The 17,952-nt window shown below is 70.6% G+C and carries 18 protein-coding genes; 5 read left to right on the top strand and 13 right to left on the bottom strand.

Translation table 11 applies throughout. The annotated features are described in order from the left end of the window. Window positions 1–110: 110 nt before the first annotated feature. From hisF to hisD, 8 genes are read right to left on the bottom strand one after another with little or no spacing between them, the layout of a single operon-like run. A complete protein-coding gene (gene hisF / locus AB0B50_RS23130; protein WP_362334948.1) occupies window positions 111–866 on the bottom strand; it encodes an imidazole glycerol phosphate synthase subunit HisF in 756 nt (251 codons plus the stop codon). Then, complete coding sequence (locus AB0B50_RS23125; RefSeq protein ID WP_362334945.1) at window positions 863–1,258, bottom strand: RidA family protein; 396 nt, start codon at window positions 1,256–1,258, stop codon at window positions 863–865. The genes hisF and AB0B50_RS23125 overlap by 4 nt, the downstream gene beginning before the upstream one ends. Beyond that, on the bottom strand, window positions 1,255–1,980 hold the full coding sequence (priA, locus tag AB0B50_RS23120; protein WP_362334942.1) for a bifunctional 1-(5-phosphoribosyl)-5-((5-phosphoribosylamino)methylideneamino)imidazole-4-carboxamide isomerase/phosphoribosylanthranilate isomerase PriA: 726 nt from the start codon (window positions 1,978–1,980) through the stop codon (window positions 1,255–1,257). The genes AB0B50_RS23125 and priA overlap by 4 nt, the downstream gene beginning before the upstream one ends. Further along, complete coding sequence (gene hisH / locus AB0B50_RS23115; protein WP_362334939.1) at window positions 1,977–2,618, bottom strand: imidazole glycerol phosphate synthase subunit HisH; 642 nt, start codon at window positions 2,616–2,618, stop codon at window positions 1,977–1,979. The genes priA and hisH overlap by 4 nt, the downstream gene beginning before the upstream one ends. 17 nt (window positions 2,619–2,635) lie before the next feature. Next, entirely contained in the window at window positions 2,636–2,800 is a 165-nt protein-coding gene (locus tag AB0B50_RS23110) for a hypothetical protein (RefSeq protein WP_062781233.1), read from the bottom strand. 3 nt (window positions 2,801–2,803) lie between these two features. Beyond that, entirely contained in the window at window positions 2,804–3,406 is a 603-nt protein-coding gene (gene hisB / locus AB0B50_RS23105) for an imidazoleglycerol-phosphate dehydratase HisB (protein ID WP_362334936.1), read from the bottom strand. Continuing rightward, window positions 3,403–4,548, bottom strand: coding sequence for a histidinol-phosphate transaminase (locus AB0B50_RS23100; protein WP_362334933.1), 1,146 nt, complete (start codon window positions 4,546–4,548; stop codon window positions 3,403–3,405). Before AB0B50_RS23100 ends, hisB begins: the two co-directional genes overlap by 4 nt. After that, window positions 4,524–5,858: a histidinol dehydrogenase gene (gene hisD, locus AB0B50_RS23095; RefSeq protein ID WP_362334930.1), complete on the bottom strand. Its 1,335-nt coding sequence runs from the start codon at window positions 5,856–5,858 to the stop codon at window positions 4,524–4,526. Before hisD ends, AB0B50_RS23100 begins: the two co-directional genes overlap by 25 nt. Before the next feature lie 226 nt (window positions 5,859–6,084). Between hisD and AB0B50_RS23090 the strand changes: the two genes are divergently transcribed. The 4 genes from AB0B50_RS23090 to ybaK all read left to right on the top strand — a co-directional run bounded on the left by AB0B50_RS23090 (window position 6,085) and on the right by ybaK (window position 10,081). After that, a complete protein-coding gene (locus tag AB0B50_RS23090; RefSeq protein ID WP_362335843.1) occupies window positions 6,085–7,599 on the top strand; it encodes an oxidoreductase in 1,515 nt (504 codons plus the stop codon). A 223-nt stretch (window positions 7,600–7,822) separates the two neighbouring features. Then, window positions 7,823–8,794: a hypothetical protein gene (locus tag AB0B50_RS23085; protein WP_362335840.1), complete on the top strand. Its 972-nt coding sequence runs from the start codon at window positions 7,823–7,825 to the stop codon at window positions 8,792–8,794. A gap of 2 nt (window positions 8,795–8,796) precedes the next feature. After that, window positions 8,797–9,543, top strand: a complete 747-nt coding sequence (locus tag AB0B50_RS23080) for an LON peptidase substrate-binding domain-containing protein (RefSeq protein WP_362334927.1) — start codon at window positions 8,797–8,799, stop codon at window positions 9,541–9,543. Window positions 9,544–9,577: 34 nt separating this feature from the next. After that, window positions 9,578–10,081 (top strand): Cys-tRNA(Pro) deacylase, encoded by a 504-nt coding sequence (ybaK, locus tag AB0B50_RS23075; RefSeq protein WP_362334924.1) that lies wholly within the window; start codon window positions 9,578–9,580, stop codon window positions 10,079–10,081. Between the two features lie 235 nt (window positions 10,082–10,316). Here the strand turns inward: ybaK and AB0B50_RS23070 are convergent, their stop codons facing one another. The 4 genes from AB0B50_RS23070 to AB0B50_RS23055 form a co-directional block, all read right to left on the bottom strand. Continuing rightward, entirely contained in the window at window positions 10,317–10,994 is a 678-nt protein-coding gene (locus AB0B50_RS23070) for a DUF2567 domain-containing protein (RefSeq protein WP_362334921.1), read from the bottom strand. A gap of 34 nt (window positions 10,995–11,028) precedes the next feature. Continuing rightward, a complete protein-coding gene (locus tag AB0B50_RS23065; RefSeq protein ID WP_362335837.1) occupies window positions 11,029–11,835 on the bottom strand; it encodes an ABC transporter permease in 807 nt (268 codons plus the stop codon). A 475-nt stretch (window positions 11,836–12,310) separates the two neighbouring features. Next, window positions 12,311–13,291, bottom strand: coding sequence for an ABC transporter ATP-binding protein (locus tag AB0B50_RS23060; protein ID WP_362335835.1), 981 nt, complete (start codon window positions 13,289–13,291; stop codon window positions 12,311–12,313). A gap of 117 nt (window positions 13,292–13,408) precedes the next feature. Further along, window positions 13,409–14,647, bottom strand: coding sequence for an NYN domain-containing protein (locus AB0B50_RS23055; RefSeq protein ID WP_362334919.1), 1,239 nt, complete (start codon window positions 14,645–14,647; stop codon window positions 13,409–13,411). Between the two features lie 329 nt (window positions 14,648–14,976). Between AB0B50_RS23055 and AB0B50_RS23050 the strand changes: the two genes are divergently transcribed. Next, a complete protein-coding gene (locus AB0B50_RS23050) occupies window positions 14,977–15,156 on the top strand; it encodes a hypothetical protein (RefSeq protein ID WP_362334916.1) in 180 nt (59 codons plus the stop codon). 114 nt (window positions 15,157–15,270) lie between these two features. Here the strand turns inward: AB0B50_RS23050 and dnaE are convergent. Continuing rightward, window positions 15,271–17,952 (bottom strand): DNA polymerase III subunit alpha (dnaE, locus tag AB0B50_RS23045; RefSeq protein WP_362334913.1); only part of this gene is annotated, 2,682 nt, incomplete at its 5' end.

The raw sequence follows: 17,952 nt of genomic DNA, 5'->3' as shown, positions 1-17,952 counted from the left end.
ACGAAAGGAAAGTTGCGCAACGAATATTGCACAACTTTCCTTTTGTATCTGTACGAGAAGAAGCCCCGGCCACCTCACAGATGACCGGGGCCCGAAAAGCCGACCGGGGGCTACCGCACCGGATGCCCGGCTTCCCGCAACGTCTCCTTGACCTCGCCGATCCGCAGATCGCCGAAGTGGAAGACCGACGCGGCGAGCACCGCGTCCGCGCCCGCCGCGACGGCCGGCGGGAAGTGCTCCAGCTTCCCCGCGCCGCCCGAGGCGATCACCGGAACCGTGACGTGCTTACGCACCGCCTCGATCATCTCGATGTCGTAGCCGTCCTTCGTGCCGTCGGCGTCCATCGAGTTCAGCAGGATCTCGCCCGCGCCGAGCTCCGCGGCCCGGTGCGCCCACTCGACCGCGTCGATCCCGGCGGACCTCCGGCCGCCGTGGGTCGTCACCTCGAAGGACCCGGACTCGGTCCGCCGCGCGTCCACCGACAGGACGAGCACCTGCCGCCCGAAGCGCTCCGCGATCTCACGGATCAGGTCGGGGCGCGCGATGGCCGCGGTGTTGACCCCGACCTTGTCCGCGCCCGCGCGCAGCAGCTTGTCGACGTCCTCGGCGGTGCGCACGCCGCCGCCCACCGTGAGCGGGATGAAGACCTGCTCGGCGGTGCGGCGGACCACGTCGTACGTCGTCTCGCGGTTGCCGGAGGAGGCCGTGATGTCCAGGAAGGTGAGCTCGTCGGCGCCCTCGGCGTCGTACACCTTCGCCATCTCGACGGGGTCGCCCGCGTCGCGCAGGTTCTGGAAGTTGACTCCCTTGACGACGCGGCCGTTGTCCACGTCTAGGCAGGGGATCACACGGACCGCGAGCGTCATGCGGGGGCTCCTCGGAAGGCTTCCAGTTCGACTTCGACCAGGATGCGCGGGTCGACGAAGCCGGAGACGACCGCCATGGTCGTCACCGGGCGCGCGGCGCCGAAGACCTCCTTGTGCGCGCGGCCCACCTCCTCGACGTCCCGCGCGTGGGTCAGGAACATCCGGGTGCGGATGACGGACTCGGCCCCGAGGCCGAACTCGCCGATCGCGTCGAGGGCGTTGGCCATGGCGACCCTCGCCTGCTCGTAGGGGTCGCCCTCGCCGTACAGGACGTCGCCCTTGAAGGAGGTGGTGCCGCCGACCACGACCCGGTCGCCCGCCTCGACGGCACGGGCGAAGCCGAAGGCCTCCTCCCAGGGGCTCCCGCTCTGCACTCGTCGTACGCCACTCATCGGACCACGGCCTCCAGCGCTTCCTCCAGCGTGAACGCCTTGGCGTAGAGCGCCTTGCCGACGATCGAGCCCTCGACGCCGAGCGGGACGAGCTCGGCGATGGCGCGCAGGTCGTCCAGGCTGCTCACGCCGCCGGAGGCGACCACGGGACGGTCGGTCGCCGCGCAGACGTTGCGCAGGAGCTCCAGGTTCGGGCCCTGCAGCGTGCCGTCCTTGGCGATGTCGGTGACCACGTAGCGCGCGCAGCCCTCGGAGTTGAGGCGCTCCAGGGTCTCGTAGAGGTCGCCGCCGTCGCGGGTCCAGCCGCGGCCGCGCAGGGTCGTGCCGCGCACGTCGAGGCCGACCGCGATCTTGTCGCCGTGCTCGGCGATGACCTTGGCGACCCAGTCCGGGGTCTCCAGGGCGGCGGTGCCGAGGTTGACGCGGGTGCAGCCGGTGGCGAGGGCGGCGGCCAGCGAGGCGTCGTCGCGGATGCCGCCGGACAGCTCGACCTTGATGTCCATGGCCTTGGTGACCTCGGCGATCAGATCCCGGTTGTCGCCGGTGCCGAAGGCGGCGTCCAGGTCGACCAGGTGCAGCCACTCGGCACCCGCCCGCTGCCAGGCGAGTGCGGCCTCCAGCGGCGAGCCGTAGGAGGTCTCGGTGCCGGACTCGCCATGGACGAGGCGTACGGCCTGGCCGTCGCGGACGTCGACGGCGGGAAGGAGTTCGAGAGTGCTCACAGGGTTCCGATCCAGTTGGTGAGGAGCTGGGCGCCGGCATCGCCGGACTTCTCGGGGTGGAACTGGGTGGCGCTCAGGGCGCCGTTCTCGACGGCCGCCACGAAGGGCTCGCCGTGCGTGGACCAGGTGACGTGCGGGGCGCGCATCACCGGGTTCGCGACTTCGAGGGACCAGGTGGACACCGCGTAGGAGTGCACGAAGTAGAAGCGGGCGTCGTCGTCCAGGCCCTTGAAGAGCGTGGATCCCGCGGAGGCCTGGACGGTGTTCCAGCCCATGTGCGGGACGATGTCGGCCTTCAGCGGCTCGACCGTGCCGGGCCACTCGTCCAGGCCCTCGGTCTCCTCGCCGTGCTCGATGCCGCGCGCGAAGAGGATCTGCATGCCCACGCAGATGCCCATCACGGGGCGCCCGCCGGACAGGCGACGGCCGACGATCCAGTCGCCGCGCGCCTCCTTCAGACCCTTCATGCAGGCGGCGAAGGCACCGACACCGGGGACGAGGAGACCGTCGGCGTTCATGGCCTTGTCGTAGTCGCGCGTGATCTCGACGTCGGCTCCCGCGCGCGCGAGGGCGCGCTCGGCGGAGCGGACGTTGCCGAAGCCGTAGTCGAAGACGACGACCTTCTTGGGAGAGCTCATCTTGCGTACGCCTCCCGTCAGTTCCAGTAGTCGAGCCGCAGGATGCCCGCGGCCAGACACATCACGGCGCCGATGGAGAGCAGCGTGATGAGGCTCTTCGGCATGCCCTGCTTGACGAAGGAGATGACGCCGCCGATCAGGAAGAGACCGACGACGATGAGGATGGTGTTGAGGCCGGTCATGGGTTACAGCGCACCCTTCGTGGAGGGAAGGATGCCGGCCGCGCGCGGGTCGTGCTCGGAGGCGTAGCGCAGGGCGCGGGCCAGGGCCTTGAACTGGCACTCCACGATGTGGTGGGCGTTGCGCCCGTACGGCACGTGGACGTGCAGGGCGATCTGCGCCTGCGCGACGAAGGACTCCAGGATGTGCCGGGTCATCGTCGTGTCGTACGCGCCGATCATGGGCGCCATGTTCTCGGGCTCGGTGTGCACGAGGTACGGGCGGCCGCTGAGGTCGACGGTCACCTGGGCGAGCGACTCGTCCAGCGGGACCGTGCAGTTGCCGAAGCGGTAGATGCCGACCTTGTCGCCGAGCGCCTGCTTGAAGGCGGCGCCGAGCGCGAGCGCGGTGTCCTCGATGGTGTGGTGCGAGTCGATGTGCAGGTCGCCCTCGGTCTTGACCGTGAGGTCGAAGAGGCCGTGGCGGCCGAGCTGGTCGAGCATGTGGTCGTAGAAACCGACCCCGGTCGACACGTCGACCTTTCCGGTGCCGTCGAGGTCGATCTCGACGACGACGGAGGTCTCCTTGGTCGTTCTCTCGATTCTTCCAACACGCCCAACGCGAGTCATGCGCTCTGCTCCTTCTTCAGTTCGCGTACCGCATCGAGGAACGCGTCGTTTTCGGCGGGGGTTCCCGCGGAGACCCGCAGCCATCCCGGCACTCCGTTGTCCCGGACCAGGACGCCCCGGTCGAGGATCCGCTGCCACACCTCATGGGAGTCCGCGAACCGCCCGAACTGCACGAAGTTGGCGTCGGAATCGGTCACTTCATAGCCCATGGCGCGCAGCTCGGTGACGAGCCGGTCGCGCTCGGCCTTGAGCTGCTCGACGTACTTCAGGAGCGTGTCGGTGTGCTCCAGGGCGGCGAGCGCGGTGGCCTGCGTGACGGCCGACAGATGGTACGGCAGGCGCACCAGCTGCACCGCGTCGACGACCGCGGGGTCGGCGGCGAGGTAGCCGAGGCGCAGCCCGGCCGCGCCGAAGGCCTTCGACATGGTGCGCGAGACGACGAGGTGCGGCCGCCCCTCGATCAGCGGGAGCAACGAATCGCCGTGGCTGAACTCCACGTACGCCTCGTCGATCACCACCATGGACGGCTTCGCGGCCTGCGCGGCGTCGTACAGCGCGAGGACGGTCTCGGCCGAGACGGCGTTGCCCGTGGGGTTGTTGGGCGTCGTGACGAAGACGACGTCCGGCTGGTTCTCCGCGATGGCCTTCGTGGCCGCGTCGACGTCGATCGTGAAGTCGTCGTGGCGCGGGCCCGAGATCCAGGCCGTGCCGGTGCCGCGGGCGATGAGACCGTGCATCGAGTACGAGGGCTCGAAGCCGATGGCCGTGCGTCCGGGCCCGCCGAAGGTCTGCAGGAGCTGCTGGATGACCTCGTTCGAGCCGTTGGCCGCCCACACGTTGGCGAGGGCGACCTCGTGACCACCGGTGGAGGTGAGGTAGCGCGCGAGCTCCGTGCGCAGCTCGACCGCGTCCCGGTCGGGGTAGCGGTTCAGATCGCGGGCGGCCTCGCGCACGCGCTCGGCGATGCGGTCGACCAGGGCATCCGGCAGCGGGTAGGGGTTCTCGTTCGTGTTCAGGCGTACGGGTACGTCGAGTTGGGGCGCGCCGTAGGGGGACTTGCCACGCAGCTCGTCGCGGATGGGAAGTTCGTCCCAGGGGGACAAGGGGGCGTTCCTGGTCACTTGCTCTCCGGCACCTTCCATCCGAACCTCGCCTTGATCGCCGCGCCGTGCGCGGGCAGGTCCTCCGCCTCGGCGAGCGTCACCACGTGGTGCGCCACGTCGGCGAGGGCCTCGCGCGTGTAGTCGACGATGTGGATGCCGCGCAGGAAGGACTGGACGCTGAGCCCCGAGGAGTGGCAGGCGCAGCCGCCGGTCGGCAGGACGTGGTTGGAGCCCGCGCAGTAGTCGCCGAGGGAGACCGGCGCCCAGGGGCCGACGAAGATCGCGCCCGCGTTCTTGACGCGGTCGGCGACGGCGGGGGCGTCCGCGGTCTGGATCTCCAGGTGCTCGGCGCCGTACGCGTCGACGACCTTGAGGCCCTCCGCCAGGCCGTCCACCAGGACGATCGCGGACTGGCGGCCGCTGAGCGCGGGGACGATCCGGTCCTCGACGTGCTTGGTGGCGGCGACTTGCGGCTCCAGCTCCGCGGCTACCGCGTCGGCGAGCGCCACGGAGTCGGTGACGAGCACGGCGGCCGCGAGCGGGTCGTGCTCGGCCTGGCTGATCAGGTCGGACGCGACGTGCGCCGGGTCGGCGGTGTCGTCCGCGAGGACCGCGATCTCGGTCGGGCCCGCCTCGGTGTCGATGCCGATACGGCCGGTGAAGTAGCGCTTGGCGGCCGCGACCCAGATGTTGCCGGGGCCCGTGACCATGTTGGCGGAGGCGCAGGTCTCGGTGCCGTACGCGAACATGGCGACGGCCTGGGCGCCGCCGACCGCGTACACCTCGTCGATGCCGAGGAGTGCGCAGGCGGCGAGGATCGTCGGGTGCGGCAGGCCGCCGAACTCCTTCTGCGGCGGGGACGCGAGCGCCATGGACTCGACGCCGGCCTCCTGCGCCGGGACCGCGTTCATGATCACGGAGGAGGGGTAGACGGAGCGGCCGCCGGGCGCGTAAAGCCCGACGCGCTCGACCGGTACCCACTTCTCGGTGACCTTGCCACCGGGCACGACCTGCGTGGTGTGCGGGGCGCGGCGCTGCTCGCGGTGGACGAGACGGGCACGCCTGATCGACTCCTCGAGCGCGGCACGGACCTCGGGGTCGAGACCGTCCAGCGCCTCGGCGAGCGCGGCGGCGGGCACACGCACCTGGTCCAGGCGTACGCCGTCGAACTTCTCCGCGTACTCGATCAGTGCCGCGTCGCCACGATGATGCACGTCCTCGCAGATGGGCCGCACCTTCTCCAGGGCGGCCGCGACGTCGAAGTCGGCACGGGGCAGCAGGGCGCGCAGGGCGGCCCCCGACGGAAACTCCGTGAGGGCATCGCCGCGCAGATCGATTCGAGAGATCACATGGCCAATTCTCTCAGACCTTCTTTCGACGCCGGACGCCCGTATCACTGGCTGATATGGAGCCCGGAAGACGACGTTCACCACTAGCGTTCAGCCGGTCACCGAACGGGCATTAGACATATGTACGAGGCACAGGTGTGCCACAAGGACGGGGAGGACAACAGCAGTGGTCGACGACGTCGGCGCCGGGGACCCGCCGGACGGTCTTACCGCCGCGGAGATCGGCATGTGGCAGGCGTTCCGCAACGGCAGCGTCTACGACCTCAGGTCGGGCGACGCGGCGGCCGACGATCCGCACGGCGGACACCCCTGGGGCCCCGAGCGCAGCGTGCGGGCGCGCATCGTGTGCTGGCTGCTCCTCGACGGGCCGCCCGCCCTCGCGGGCCGGGTCTCCTCGCTGAAGCTGGCGGGCGTGCAGATCACCGACGTACTCGATCTCGCGGGCGGCCAGGTCGTCCCGTACGCCGAGATGAAGCACTGCCGCTTCGAGAAGGAGGTCCTGCTGCCCGAGGCCCGCTTCACCACGTTGCGCCTCGTCGACTGCTCGATCCCGCGCATCGAGGCGGCCCGGCTGCACACCGAGGGCGATCTGCACCTGCCGCGCTGCCGCGTGCACAACGGCATCCGCCTGACCGACGCCCAGATCGGCACCGACCTGCTCCTGAACCAGGCCGTGGTCTACCGCGACCGGCGCAGCCGCTCCATCACCGGCGACGGCCTCACCGTCGGCCAGGACCTGCAGGCCGAGATGATGGAGTCGCACGGCGAGCTGAGCCTGCGCGGCGCGAAGATCGGCGTCTCGCTCAGCCTGCGCGGCAGCAAGCTCGTCAACCAGTACGGCAGGCAGGCGCTCAACGCCCCGCAGCTGACCGTCGAGCGCACCCTGTATCTGACGCCGGCCGCCGTCGGCAATCCCCCGCAGACCAGCGGCACGACCCCGGCGCGCGGCACCCGCGTGCAGCGCTTCGAGGCCGAGGGCGGCATCCGCCTGGACGACGGCCGCTTCGGGGACGCCATCGACTTCGCGCAGGCCCGCTTCACGCTCCAGAACGACCAGGAGATCTCGCTGCGCCGCGTCCAGACGCCCGAGCTGCGCTTCCTCGGCGAGGCGCCGCAGCGCGGCAAGGTCGTGCTGTCCGGCGCCCGGGTCGTCAACCTCATCGACAAGTCGACCAGCTGGCCGGGCCCCGGCGGCCTCCAGATGGGCGGCTTCACCTACGAGAACCTCGTGCCGCAGGGCAGCTTCCCGCTCTCCCGGCGGCTCAGCTGGGTGGCGGCCGCGACCGCCGAGTACAACCCCGAGCCGTACGAGAAGCTGGCCACCGTCCTGCGCAACGGCGGCGAGGACGCCGACGCCCGCGAGGTCCTCCTGGCCAAGCAGCGCAGGCGCCGCGAGACGCTGCCGCTGGCGGCGAAGCTGTGGGGGTACGCGCAGGACTGGACGGTCGCGTACGGCTACCGGCCGGGCCGGGCCGCGGTCTGGATGGCGGTCCTGTGGGCGGTGAGCGCGGTGGCCTTCTCGCGCGCCGACCACCCGGCGATCAAACCGGGCGAGCACCCCAACTGGAACCCCGCGCTGTTCTCCCTGGACCTGCTGCTGCCCGTCATCAACCTCGGCCAGGACAGCTACTGGCAGCTGAACGGCGGCTGGCAGTGGTTCTCGACGGTCCTGATCCTGCTCGGCTGGATCCTTGCGACTACTGTGGCCGCGGGGGCGACACGACTGCTGCGGCGCAGCTGAGGCCCCGCGCGGCCGGGGCCCGGCGCGGCCGAATCACGCCCCCGCGGACGCCGCGGCTGAACCGTTATCGGACGGCAGGCAACCATCCCCGCCCTTTGACCGTCATCCCAGCGCAACCAACAATTGAGCAACCACGACGGTGACCGGCGACCCCCGCGCGAGCGGTGCCGGTTGAGGCGCAAAGGAGGGCACGGTGCTGCGTGCCTTCATCCGTACCGCCCGCATGGTCAGGCACACCCCGCGGCTTGCCGAGGGGCTGCCGCCGGACGACGAGGTGCTCCTCGACGTGCCCGACGAACGGCTCGCCCCCGCGCTCGTCGCCGCGGGCCGGGGCGACTACGGCCCGGCCGCGAAGGTCCTCGCCACCACCCGCGAGGCCGCCGAGTGGGAGAACCGCGACCGCTACACGACGCGGCTCGCCGCCTTCGCGCGCTCCCGCCCCGAGTGGTTCGACGCCTGGCTCGGCGCGTCCCCGCACGACCCGGACGCCCTCCTGGTCAAGGCCGAGCTCGCGGTCGTCCGCGGCTGGGAGTCGCCGGCGCGCGCCGAGCTCCTGCGCGACGCGGGCCCGCTCCTGACCGCCGCCGCCGAGGCCGACCCGCGCGACCCGGTGCCCTGGCGGATCGCCCTGGACCACGCCCGCGGCACGCACGCCCCGCACACCGTCTTCGAGCGGCTGTGGGAGGAGGCTGTGCGCCGCTCCTCGTACCACTACGGCTGCCATGCCTCCGCCCTGCAGTACCTCTCCGCCGCCTGGTACGGCTCGCACCGCGAGTGCTTCGACTTCGCCGAGCGCGCGGCGGCCGACGCGCTGCCCGGCTCGTTGATACAGGTCCTTCCCGCACGCGCGGCCTTCGCGTATCTGACCAGCCCTTCGGGCAAGGTGCCGCGCGAGCGCCTGGACGCGGCGGCCGACCTCGCGATCGGGCTCTCGCGGGAGTACGACGCCGGGGACCCGTGGCCCGCCGAGGTCCGCAATCTCCTCACGTACGTTCTGGTCCGCCTGGAGCGCTGGCAGGACGCCCTGGAACAGCTGCGCCTGATCGGCCCGTACGCGACGTCCTTCCCCTGGGACCGGATGGCGGAGGATCCGCTCGGCCAGTTCCTCGAGCTGCGCGACGGCGTGCGCATCGAAGTGGCGTCGATGACGCCGCTGCGCACTCCGGGCGAACGCGACCGCTCCGGCGAGCATTAGGCTTGCCGGTCGTGACCACCCGGCTTCCGCTCTTTCCGCTCAACTCGGTGCTGTTCCCCGGCCTCGTGCTGCCGCTGAACGTCTTCGAGGAGCGATATCGCGCCATGATGCGCGAGCTGCTCAAGACCCCCGAGGAGGAGCAGCGCCAGTTCGCCGTCGTCGCGATCCGCGACGGCCTGGAGGTGGCGCCGAGCGCGCCAGGCCTCCCCGACCAGACGGCGGTGCCCGAGGGCGGCCCCGCCGCGGGCTTCGGCGACGACCCGCTCAAGGCCTTCCACGGCATGGGCTGCGTGGCGGACGCTGCGACGATCAGAGAACGTCCCGACGGCGGCTTCGAGGTCCTCGCCACGGGCACGACCCGGGTGCGGATCCACTCGGTCGACGCCTCCGGCGCCTACCTGACCGCCGAGGTCGAGGAGGTCCCCGAGGAAGCGGGCGACGGCGCGGGCACCCTGGCCGAGGGCGTCCTGCGCGCCTTCCGCTCCTATCAGAAGCGGCTTGCCGGGGCCCGGGAGCGCTCGCTGTCGACGGGGGCGGAGCTGCCGGACGACCCGTCCGTCGTGTCGTACCTGGTCGCCGCGGCGGCCGTCCTGGACACCCCCACCAAGCAGCGGCTCCTGGAGGCCCCGGACACCGCGGCGCGGCTGCGGGACGAGCTGACACTGCTGCGCGCCGAGACCGCGATCATCCGTAACCTGCCGTCGCTGCCCGCGATCGACCTCACTCGCGGGACGACCAGCCTCAACTGACGTACGGCCTCAACCGACATAAGGCGCGAGCACCTTGGCGAAGAAGCAGAAGAAACAGCAGCAGTCGGGCGGCACCCCGGCCACGGTCGCGCTCACCGCGGCGGGCACCGACTTCACCGTCCACTCCTACGAGCACGACCCGTCCCACCCTTCGTACGGCGACGAGGCCGCCGAGGCGATGGGCGTCTCCCCCGACCGGGTCTTCAAGACGCTGGTGGCCGAGGTCGACGGCGACCTGACCGTCGCCGTCGTGCCCGTCGCGGGCTCCCTCGACCTGAAGGCGCTGGCCGCCGCGGTCTCCGGCAAGCGCGCGGTGATGGCCGACCCGGCCGCGGCCGAGCGCACCACGGGCTATGTGCGGGGCGGCATCTCACCGCTCGGCCAGCGCAAGAAGCTGCGTACGGTCCTGGACGACTCGGCGTCCGCGCACGCCACGATCTGTGTCTCCGCGGGGCGCCGCGGCCTCGAAGTCGAACTGGCTCCGGGCGACCTGGCGGACCTCACCGGCGCGGTGCTCGCGCCGATCGGCCGGGCCTGACGGTTGGCCGATCGGCCGGGCCTCTGGGGGTTCGCCGATCGGCCGGGCCTCTGACGGTTTCGCGTACGTGCGTACGACGTGAAAGCGCCCTCGACACATGCACCGCACCGGACTAGTACCGAGGGCATGTCGAAAAAGACGCGCATGCGGAAGTGGCGGGCGAAGAAGCGCAAGGCCAACCACGGGAAGCGTCCCGCCTAGAACGGAAGGCTCCGGTAGAACGGAAAGCTCCGGCCTAGGAACTCATGCCCTCGGGGTGACCGTCGCTCCGGGGGCCTTCATAGGGCGCCGACTCCTGATACGGGTCCGGGTCGCGCGGGCCGAAAAGCGCGGTGAGGCCGAGGTGCACGGCCAGCGCCGCCACCGGCCAGGCGAGGAGCGTGCCCTTGGCCTTGAGTTCGAGCGGGGCGTCGAAGACGATGCCCTTGCCCACGGACCTGGCGTGCGCCGCGACGTCCGTCTCGGGGCCGAGCCAGATCCCCGCCCGCCACGCGAGCAGCGCGCCGAGCAGGCTGCCGAGCGCCAGCCCGACGACCAGCGCGATGCCGCCGCGCTTGCGCAGCAGGAAGACGACGACACCGCTGACGGCGCCGAAGCCCAGCGCGAGCAGGGTGAACGTTCCGTCGACGCCGATCGCCTGCTCGCCCTCGGTGTCGCTGAGGTACACCACCCTGCCGTCCGAGATGAGCGGCACACGCGGCGCGAGCCACATCCACAGCAGTCCGAGCAGGACGCCGCTCACGGCCACCGCGACCATGATCACTGCGGCCTGCCGCACTTCGCTCTTCATACCGGGACCGTCCTCCTCGTATCCGTAAGGAGGCGTGGCTCCCGACGGGTGCGCGGCTGCCTGCCAGGGGTCGTGCGGGGGTTGGTCTTGCGGCGGTTGGGAGGGTGTCAGCGGTGCGGTCACCTACACATCGTGCCAGCACTCCCTGTGCGGCGCGTCACCGGACGGCTGCTCGGCGGTACGCCCATGTGGCGACGGCCAGCGAGACCACGCCGACCCCCGCGCAGACCGCCAGATCGAGGGCGACGACCGCCCAGTCCGGATCCGGCCCGAACGTGTGGGCGAAGGCCTCCACGCCGTACGTCGAGGGCAGCAGGTCACGCGCGTACTGCAGCAGCGCGGGCATGCGGTCGGCCGGGAGCACACCGAGCAGCAGCGCCGCCGACATGCCCATCTGACCGAGCAGCGTGGCCAGTTCGGGCCGCGGCGCGAGCAGCCCGAGGGCCGCGCCGAGCCCCGCGAGCGCGGCACCGGCGAGCGGGATCACCGCCACGAGCACCCACAGGTGGGTGAGCGGAAGCCCGAAGAGCCCGCATCCGACGATCGCCGTCACGAAGGTCCCGGGCACCGTGAACGAGGCGTACGCGGCCGCGGCCCCCAGGACCACGGCGGCGGGCGGCACGGGCAGCGTGGCGTAGTGGTCGAGACCGCCGTCGGCGCGGAGCTGTCCGAAGTACTGGGCGAGCAGGTTGAGCGCGACGAACGCGACAACCAGCACGGAGGACCCGGCGACGACCGCCCTCGCCTCCCCGCCTCCGTCGACGACGCCCCGCATCAGGATCATGATCCCGACGGACTGGAAGGTCGCCACGAAGAGCAGCGGAATCCGCGCGACCCGCGCACGGGACAGCTGAGCGCGGTAGACGGCGGACAGCGCCGGAAACAGCCGGGCGGGGGGCCCGAGGGGCGCGGGCCCGTCGACGTCCTCCTCGCGCCTGGCATCGGCTCGCACCGCGGCCTCCAGAGGAACCGCACTCACCGGACAACCCTTCTGTCGCTGTTCCTACGCAGACCACACGCCACGGGGCAACGCCCCACCCGCCCACTCGACACGCCCCAACCCCGCACCCACGCCGCCCGGTCACTCGACGCGGAGCAACAGCACACCTGCCCCGCCCGACCACTCGACGCGGGACACTCCCCCACCCGCCCCGCCCGGTCACTCGACGCAGAGCAACACCGCACCCGCCCCGCCCAACCACTCGACGCGGGACACTCCCCCACCCGCCCCGCCCGGTCACTCGACGCAGAGCAACACCGCACCCGCCCCGCCCAACCACTCGACGCGGAGCACTCCCCACCCCGCCCCGCCCAACCACTCGACGCGGGGTAAACGGGTGGGTGGGTGGGAAACATCCGCCGCGAAGCGGCGGCACAGAAAAACCCCGACGAACCCGCAGCAGAGACAGAACCAGAAGCAGAACCAGAAGCCACGCAAGTCACGCCTTCACCAACCCCCGCCCGCTCCCGCCCAACGCAAGATAGACGTCCTCAAGGCTCGGCGTAGCCAGGGTGAAGTCGTCCAGCGCGGCAAACGCGGCCCCACCGGTCACCGCGGCAACAGCGGCCCGAGCCTCATCGGGCGCGAGCCGCAAGGACCACCGCCTCCCCGACTCAACCGCAGAGGATCGCAACGCCGCCACCTCAGGAACATCCAGCGGCGCCCGCTCCCGCCACACCAGCTCCACCCGCACCTCGTCCGCGACCTTCTCCTTGAGCCCCGCCGGGCTGTCGCAGGCGATGACCTTGCCACGATCGAGCACGGCGACACGATCGAGCACGGTCTCGGCCTCGATGACGTTGTGCGTCACCAGCAGCACGGTCGTCCCGCGCTCGGCCCTGCGCCGGTCGATCGCCGACCAGACCGCACGCCGCGCGACGGGGTCCATCCCGGTGGTCGGCTCGTCGAGGACGAGCAGCTGCCGCTCCCCCACCAGCGCCGCGGCAAAGCACGCAAGCCGCCGCTGCCCACCGGAAAGCTTCTTCAAGGGCCGCGAGGCAAGGCCCGAGAGCCCCAGCTCCTCAAGCACCGCGTCCCGCTCGGCCCGCGCCCGCGGCACATCGAGCCCCCGCAGCCGCGCCGTCGTCTCCACGGCGAGCGACACCGTCAGCTCGTCCAGCGCGGTGGACTCCTGCCCCAGATAGGCGAGGATCCGCGCGGCCCGTTCGGGGTGGCGCACGATGTCGTGCCCGAGAATCTCGACGCTGCCGCCGTCGGGCCGCATCAGCCCGGTCAGCTGGCGTACGAGGGTGGACTTGCCGGCGCCGTTGGGTCCGAGCAGCCCGAAGATCTCCCCGCGCCCCACCGTCAGACAGATCCCGTCGGTCGCGCGGACCTCGGGCGTCGCGGGCCTGCCGCGCCTGCGGCGGGCGGCCGGATAGGTCTTGACCAGGTCGCGCACCGCGCAGACGGCGTCGATGCCGTGTTCCTTGCGGAGCCCCTGTCGGACTGCCGGTGCCGGGCGCGTACTCACGAAGGACGAGACTACGGGGTCCGCGGGCACCGGCGACGCCCGGGGCGCCCCGTACGCCCCGTATCAGTCACCTGCCCGGTCCCCCACGGGCGCGTGCTCGGCGGCCGTCCGCACGTCGATCTCCCGCCAGAAACCGGCCCTGATCGCGTACCGGTCGTGCTCGTCGATCTGGTCGTCCTTGTGGGCGAGCAGGCCGAAACGCGCGGCATACCGCAGCAGCTCGCCATCGATGCGATGCGGGATGCGGGGGTACATCGTCGACAGCTTCTGCAGATTGTGCTGTTCCGGGAGCCGCGCCATCCAGCGCCGCGCGAACACCTGTCCTACCTCGTACGGGTCGCCGCCGACGGTGGTGATGTCCTCCTCGCGGTCGGCCCAGCGCTGCTCGGCCGTGGTCAGCTGGGCGAGGGTGGGCAGGGCGGCGGCCTCGGGGCTCTCGGAGGCGCCGCCGGGCCGCTCGACCCAGCCCTTGTCGGAGGACCAGCGCAGCGTCGCGTTCGTGGGGTGCTGCGCGGCCTGGGTACCGGGGCCGCGCAGGGCGGCCAGGTCCTTGGGGGTGGGCACGCCCTTGCCCGCGGGGATGCGGTGCTCTCCGGCGTCCTGGCCGTTGGCCGAGGCGTCGGCGTGCCGGACGGGGGCCTCCTCCTCGGCGCGCTGCGCGGCGGCGGCGAGCGCGGACTCCGGCAGCGGTGCGGAGAGGATCGCGGCGATCTCGGGGCGCGGCGCGGGCGGCGGCGCGCAGATGCCGGTGAGCTCCTTGGGGCGTACGGCCTTGGTGATCCAGGCCCGGTCGAGCACGCGCCGCTCGTCGGCCTCGGCGACCAGGTCCTCGGACTGGTTGTAGTCGCCGTCGGCGGCCTGGACGGCCCACAGGTGGACGGCGACGCCGTGCTCCTTGGCGGCCATCATGCCCGGCAGCAGATCGCCGTCACCGGTGACGAGCACGACGTCGGAGCAAGCGCGGTTGCGGGCCAGCTCGGTGAGCTCGGCGTGCATCGCGGCGTCGACGCCCTTCTGCGCCCAGCGCCCGTCGCTGCGGGTCAGGGCGCCGAGCCGGACCGTCACGCGCGGCATCACGCGCAGTCGGCGGTGCTCGGGCTGCGGCACGCGGTCAGGGGCCCCGTCGAACCAGTAGATACGCAGCAAGGGGCGCTCGGTGTCCGATTCCGCGCGCTCGCGCAGGCCCTGGATCAGGGCGGTGTGATCGACGGTGATCCGGGACCTGGACGGTTCGCCCGCGAGGAGACTCGCGGCGGCACCCAGCAGATACCCGGCGTCCACCAGGACGATGCAGCGGTCCACGCGATCCACCCTCTTTCCCTGGAGGTTCCCTGACGTACTTGGAAGTTCCCGAAAAGTGCCCGGAGGTTCCTGGACGTTCCCTCGAAGGCCCACGAACACACCCTGTAACGACAACGAATCAGGGGTGCGGGTCCACGTCGGGTTCCTTCGAGTCTGCCCGACCCGGCGGAGGTTAACGGCCCGAACTCGATCTTCGGCGTGGCGCAGCGGCGCACGACTCTCCGAGGGCCCTTATCACGCACGGTAATTCTCCGAAATGCACACCTTGTCGCCATATGTGAATCTGGTCGCGTCCTGGCCCCCAGATCCCCCTCAGGAGGAAGATCACCATGGCCAAGAACAAGAACCGCAAGCAGGGCGGCCAGCAGAACCGCGCCTCGCAGGCCGAGCAGGCCCAGGAGCAGGCCAAGTCGGCCGCCTCCGACGCCCAGTCGGCCGTGCAGTCGCAGGCGCAGGGCAGCCCCGCTGATGTTGCCCGTAAGCACCAGCGCCGCTTCGGCCACAACTGACGCACACCCAGGCACACATGAGGGGCGCACCCGATTCGGGTGCGCCCCTTGCGCGCTTCTCTTGCCCCGACTCCTACGCCGACTCTCGGGTCGGCCCTTGGATCACCCCTTGGATCAGCCGGCCAGGCAGGACGGGCCGAGCAGGACCTTCAGGTCGCCGAAGAGCGCCGGGTCCGGCTTCACGCGGTGCCGGTCGAGCCGCAGAACGGTGGTCTTCTGCGCTCCCTGGAGCTTGATCCGCACTTCGCTGTTGCCCCGGTGATGGCTGAGGATCTCGCCGAGACGGGTGACCATCGGCGGGCTCACCTTGACGGTCGGGATGGTGATCAGCACGGGCGCGTTGGTGCCCGCGTTCGACAGGTCGGGGACCTGCATCTCCATGGCGACGAGCCGCGGCACGTCCTCGCGCTTGTCGAGGCGTCCCTTGACGAACACCACGGCGTCCTCGACGAGTTGGGTCGACACCAGCTGGTACGTCGCCGGGAAGAACATGCACTCGATGGAGCCCGCGAGGTCCTCGACCGTGGCGATGGCCCAGGCGTTGCCCTGCTTGGTCATCTTGCGCTGCAGGCCCGAGATGATGCCGCCGATGGTGACGACCGAGCCGTCGGAGAAGTCACCGCCGGTCAGCTGCCCGATGCCCGCGTCGGCCTTGTCGGAGAGGACGTGCTCCAGGCCGAAGAGCGGGTGGTCGGAGACGTACAGACCGAGCATCTCCCGCTCCTGGGCGAGCAGATACGTCTTCTCCCACTCGTCCTCGGAGAACTCCACGTCGAGCCCGAAGCCCGGCTCGTCGCCGCCGGACTCCTCACCCATGCCTCCGAAGAGGTCGAACTGCCCCTCGGCCTCCTTGCGCTTGACCGCGACCACGTTGTCGATCATCGGCTCGTACTGCGCGGTCAGACCCTTGCGGGTGTGCCCCATGGTGTCGAACGCGCCCGCCTTGATCAGCGACTCCGTGGTGCGCTTGTTGCAGGCGGTCGCCTCGACCTTGTCGAGGTAGTCGGGGAAGGAGACGAACTTCCCCTTCGCCTTGCGCGACCGGATGATCGACTCGACCACGTTCGTACCGACGTTGCGAACGGCCTCCAGGCCGAACAGGATCACGTCGTCGCCCTGCGCGGCGAAGTTGTGCACCGACTCGTTCACGTTCGGCGGGAGGACCTTGATACCCATGCGCCGGCACTCGTTCAGGTAGACGGCCGACTTGTCCTTGTCGTCCTTCACCGAGGTGAGCAGCGCGGCCATGTACTCGGCCGGGTAGTTCGCCTTCAGGTACGCGGTCCAGTACGTGACCAGACCGTACGCGGAGGAGTGCGCCTTGTTGAAGGCGTAGCCGGCGAAGGGGACCAGGACGTCCCACAGGGCCTGGATCGCGGCGTCGGAGTAGCCGTTCTTCCGGGCGCCCGCCTGGAAGAGGACGAAGTTCTTCTCCAGCTCCTCGGGCTTCTTCTTGCCCATCACGCGGCGCAGGATGTCGGCTTCGCCGAGGGAGTAGCCGGCGACGATCTGCGCGGCCTTCTGCACCTGCTCCTGGTACACGATGAGGCCGTAGGTCAGACCCAGCGTCTCCTTGAGGGGCTCTTCGAGCTCCGGGTGGATCGGCGTGATCTCCTGGCGGCCGTTCTTGCGCTCGGCGTAGTTCGTGTGCGAGTTCATGCCCATCGGGCCCGGCCGGTACAGGGCCGAGACGGCGGAAATGTCCTCGAAGTTGTCGGGCTGCATCTGGCGCAGCAGCGAGCGCATGGGGCCGCCGTCGAACTGGAAGACGCCGAGCGTGTCACCGCGGCAGAGCAGTTCGAAGGTCTTCGGGTCGTCGAGCGGGAGCGAGAGCATCTCCAGGTCGATGCCCTTGTTGGCCCGCACCATCTTGACGGCGTCGTCCATGATGGTGAGGTTTCGCAGGCCCAGGAAGTCCATCTTGAGCAGGCCGAGCGACTCGCACTGGGGGTAGTCCCACTGCGTGATGGTCACGCCGTCGGTGTGGCGCACCCAGATCGGCGCGTGGTCGACGATCGGCTCGCTGGACATGATCACGCCGGCCGCGTGCACACCCATCTGCCGGACCAGACCCTCCACACCCTTGGCGGTGTCGATGACCTTCTTCACGTCCGGCTCGTTCTCGTACATCCCCCGGATCTCGCCCGCCTCGCTGTAGCGCGGGTGCTTGGGGTCGGTGATGCCGGAGAGGTCGATGCCCTTGCCGAGGACGTCGGCGGGCATGGCCTTGGTGAGGCGGTCGCCCATCGCGTACGGATATCCGAGCACGCGCGCGGAGTCCTTGATGGCGTTCTTCGCCTTGATCTTTCCGTACGTGCCGATCATGGCGACCTTGTCGGCGCCGTACTTCTCCGTCACATACCTGATCACTTCGACGCGCCTGCGCTCGTCGAAGTCGATGTCGACATCGGGCATGGAGACGCGCTCGGGGTTGAGGAACCGCTCGAAGATCAGTCCGTGCGTGATCGGGTCGAGGTCGGTGATGCCCATGGCGTACGCGACGATCGAACCGGCCGCGGAGCCTCGGCCGGGGCCGACCGCGATGCCGTTGTTCTTGGCCCACATGATGAAGTCGGCGACCACGAGGAAGTACCCCGGGAACCCCATCTGGATGATGATGTCCATCTCGTACTCGGCCTGCTTCTGCCGGTCCTCGGGGACACCGCCCGGGTAGCGGCGGTTCATGCCGACCCGGACCTCCTCCTGGAACCAGGTGACTTCGGTGAAGCCCTCCGGGATCTCGAACTTCGGCATCAGGTCGCGCTTCTCGAACATCCCGGTCGTGTCGATCTGCTC

It is taken from the genome of Streptomyces sp. NPDC041068, assembly GCF_040647455.1.
In the GTDB taxonomy this organism is placed as follows: domain Bacteria; phylum Actinomycetota; class Actinomycetes; order Streptomycetales; family Streptomycetaceae; genus Streptomyces.
The sequence above is the reverse complement of the archived record's forward strand: the minus strand, read 5'-3'. Positions and strand labels throughout refer to the sequence as shown.

Bases quoted from the DNA above. Each gene is read 5' to 3' on its own strand.
- AB0B50_RS23050 (WP_362334916.1), top strand. From the start codon at position 14,977: ATGGCCAAGAACAAGAACCGCAAGCAGGGCGGCCAGCAGAACCGCGCC.
- AB0B50_RS23100 (WP_362334933.1), bottom strand. From the start codon at position 4,548: ATGGAAGGTGCCGGAGAGCAAGTGACCAGGAACGCCCCCTTGTCCCCC.
- AB0B50_RS23085 (WP_362335840.1), top strand. From the start codon at position 7,823: ATGGTCAGGCACACCCCGCGGCTTGCCGAGGGGCTGCCGCCGGACGAC.
- AB0B50_RS23110 (WP_062781233.1), bottom strand. From the start codon at position 2,800: ATGACCGGCCTCAACACCATCCTCATCGTCGTCGGTCTCTTCCTGATC.
- hisB (WP_362334936.1), bottom strand. From the start codon at position 3,406: ATGACTCGCGTTGGGCGTGTTGGAAGAATCGAGAGAACGACCAAGGAG.
- AB0B50_RS23090 (WP_362335843.1), top strand. From the start codon at position 6,085: ATGTGGCAGGCGTTCCGCAACGGCAGCGTCTACGACCTCAGGTCGGGC.
- AB0B50_RS23125 (WP_362334945.1), bottom strand. From the start codon at position 1,258: ATGAGTGGCGTACGACGAGTGCAGAGCGGGAGCCCCTGGGAGGAGGCC.
- hisF (WP_362334948.1), bottom strand. From the start codon at position 866: ATGACGCTCGCGGTCCGTGTGATCCCCTGCCTAGACGTGGACAACGGC.
- hisH (WP_362334939.1), bottom strand. From the start codon at position 2,618: ATGAGCTCTCCCAAGAAGGTCGTCGTCTTCGACTACGGCTTCGGCAAC.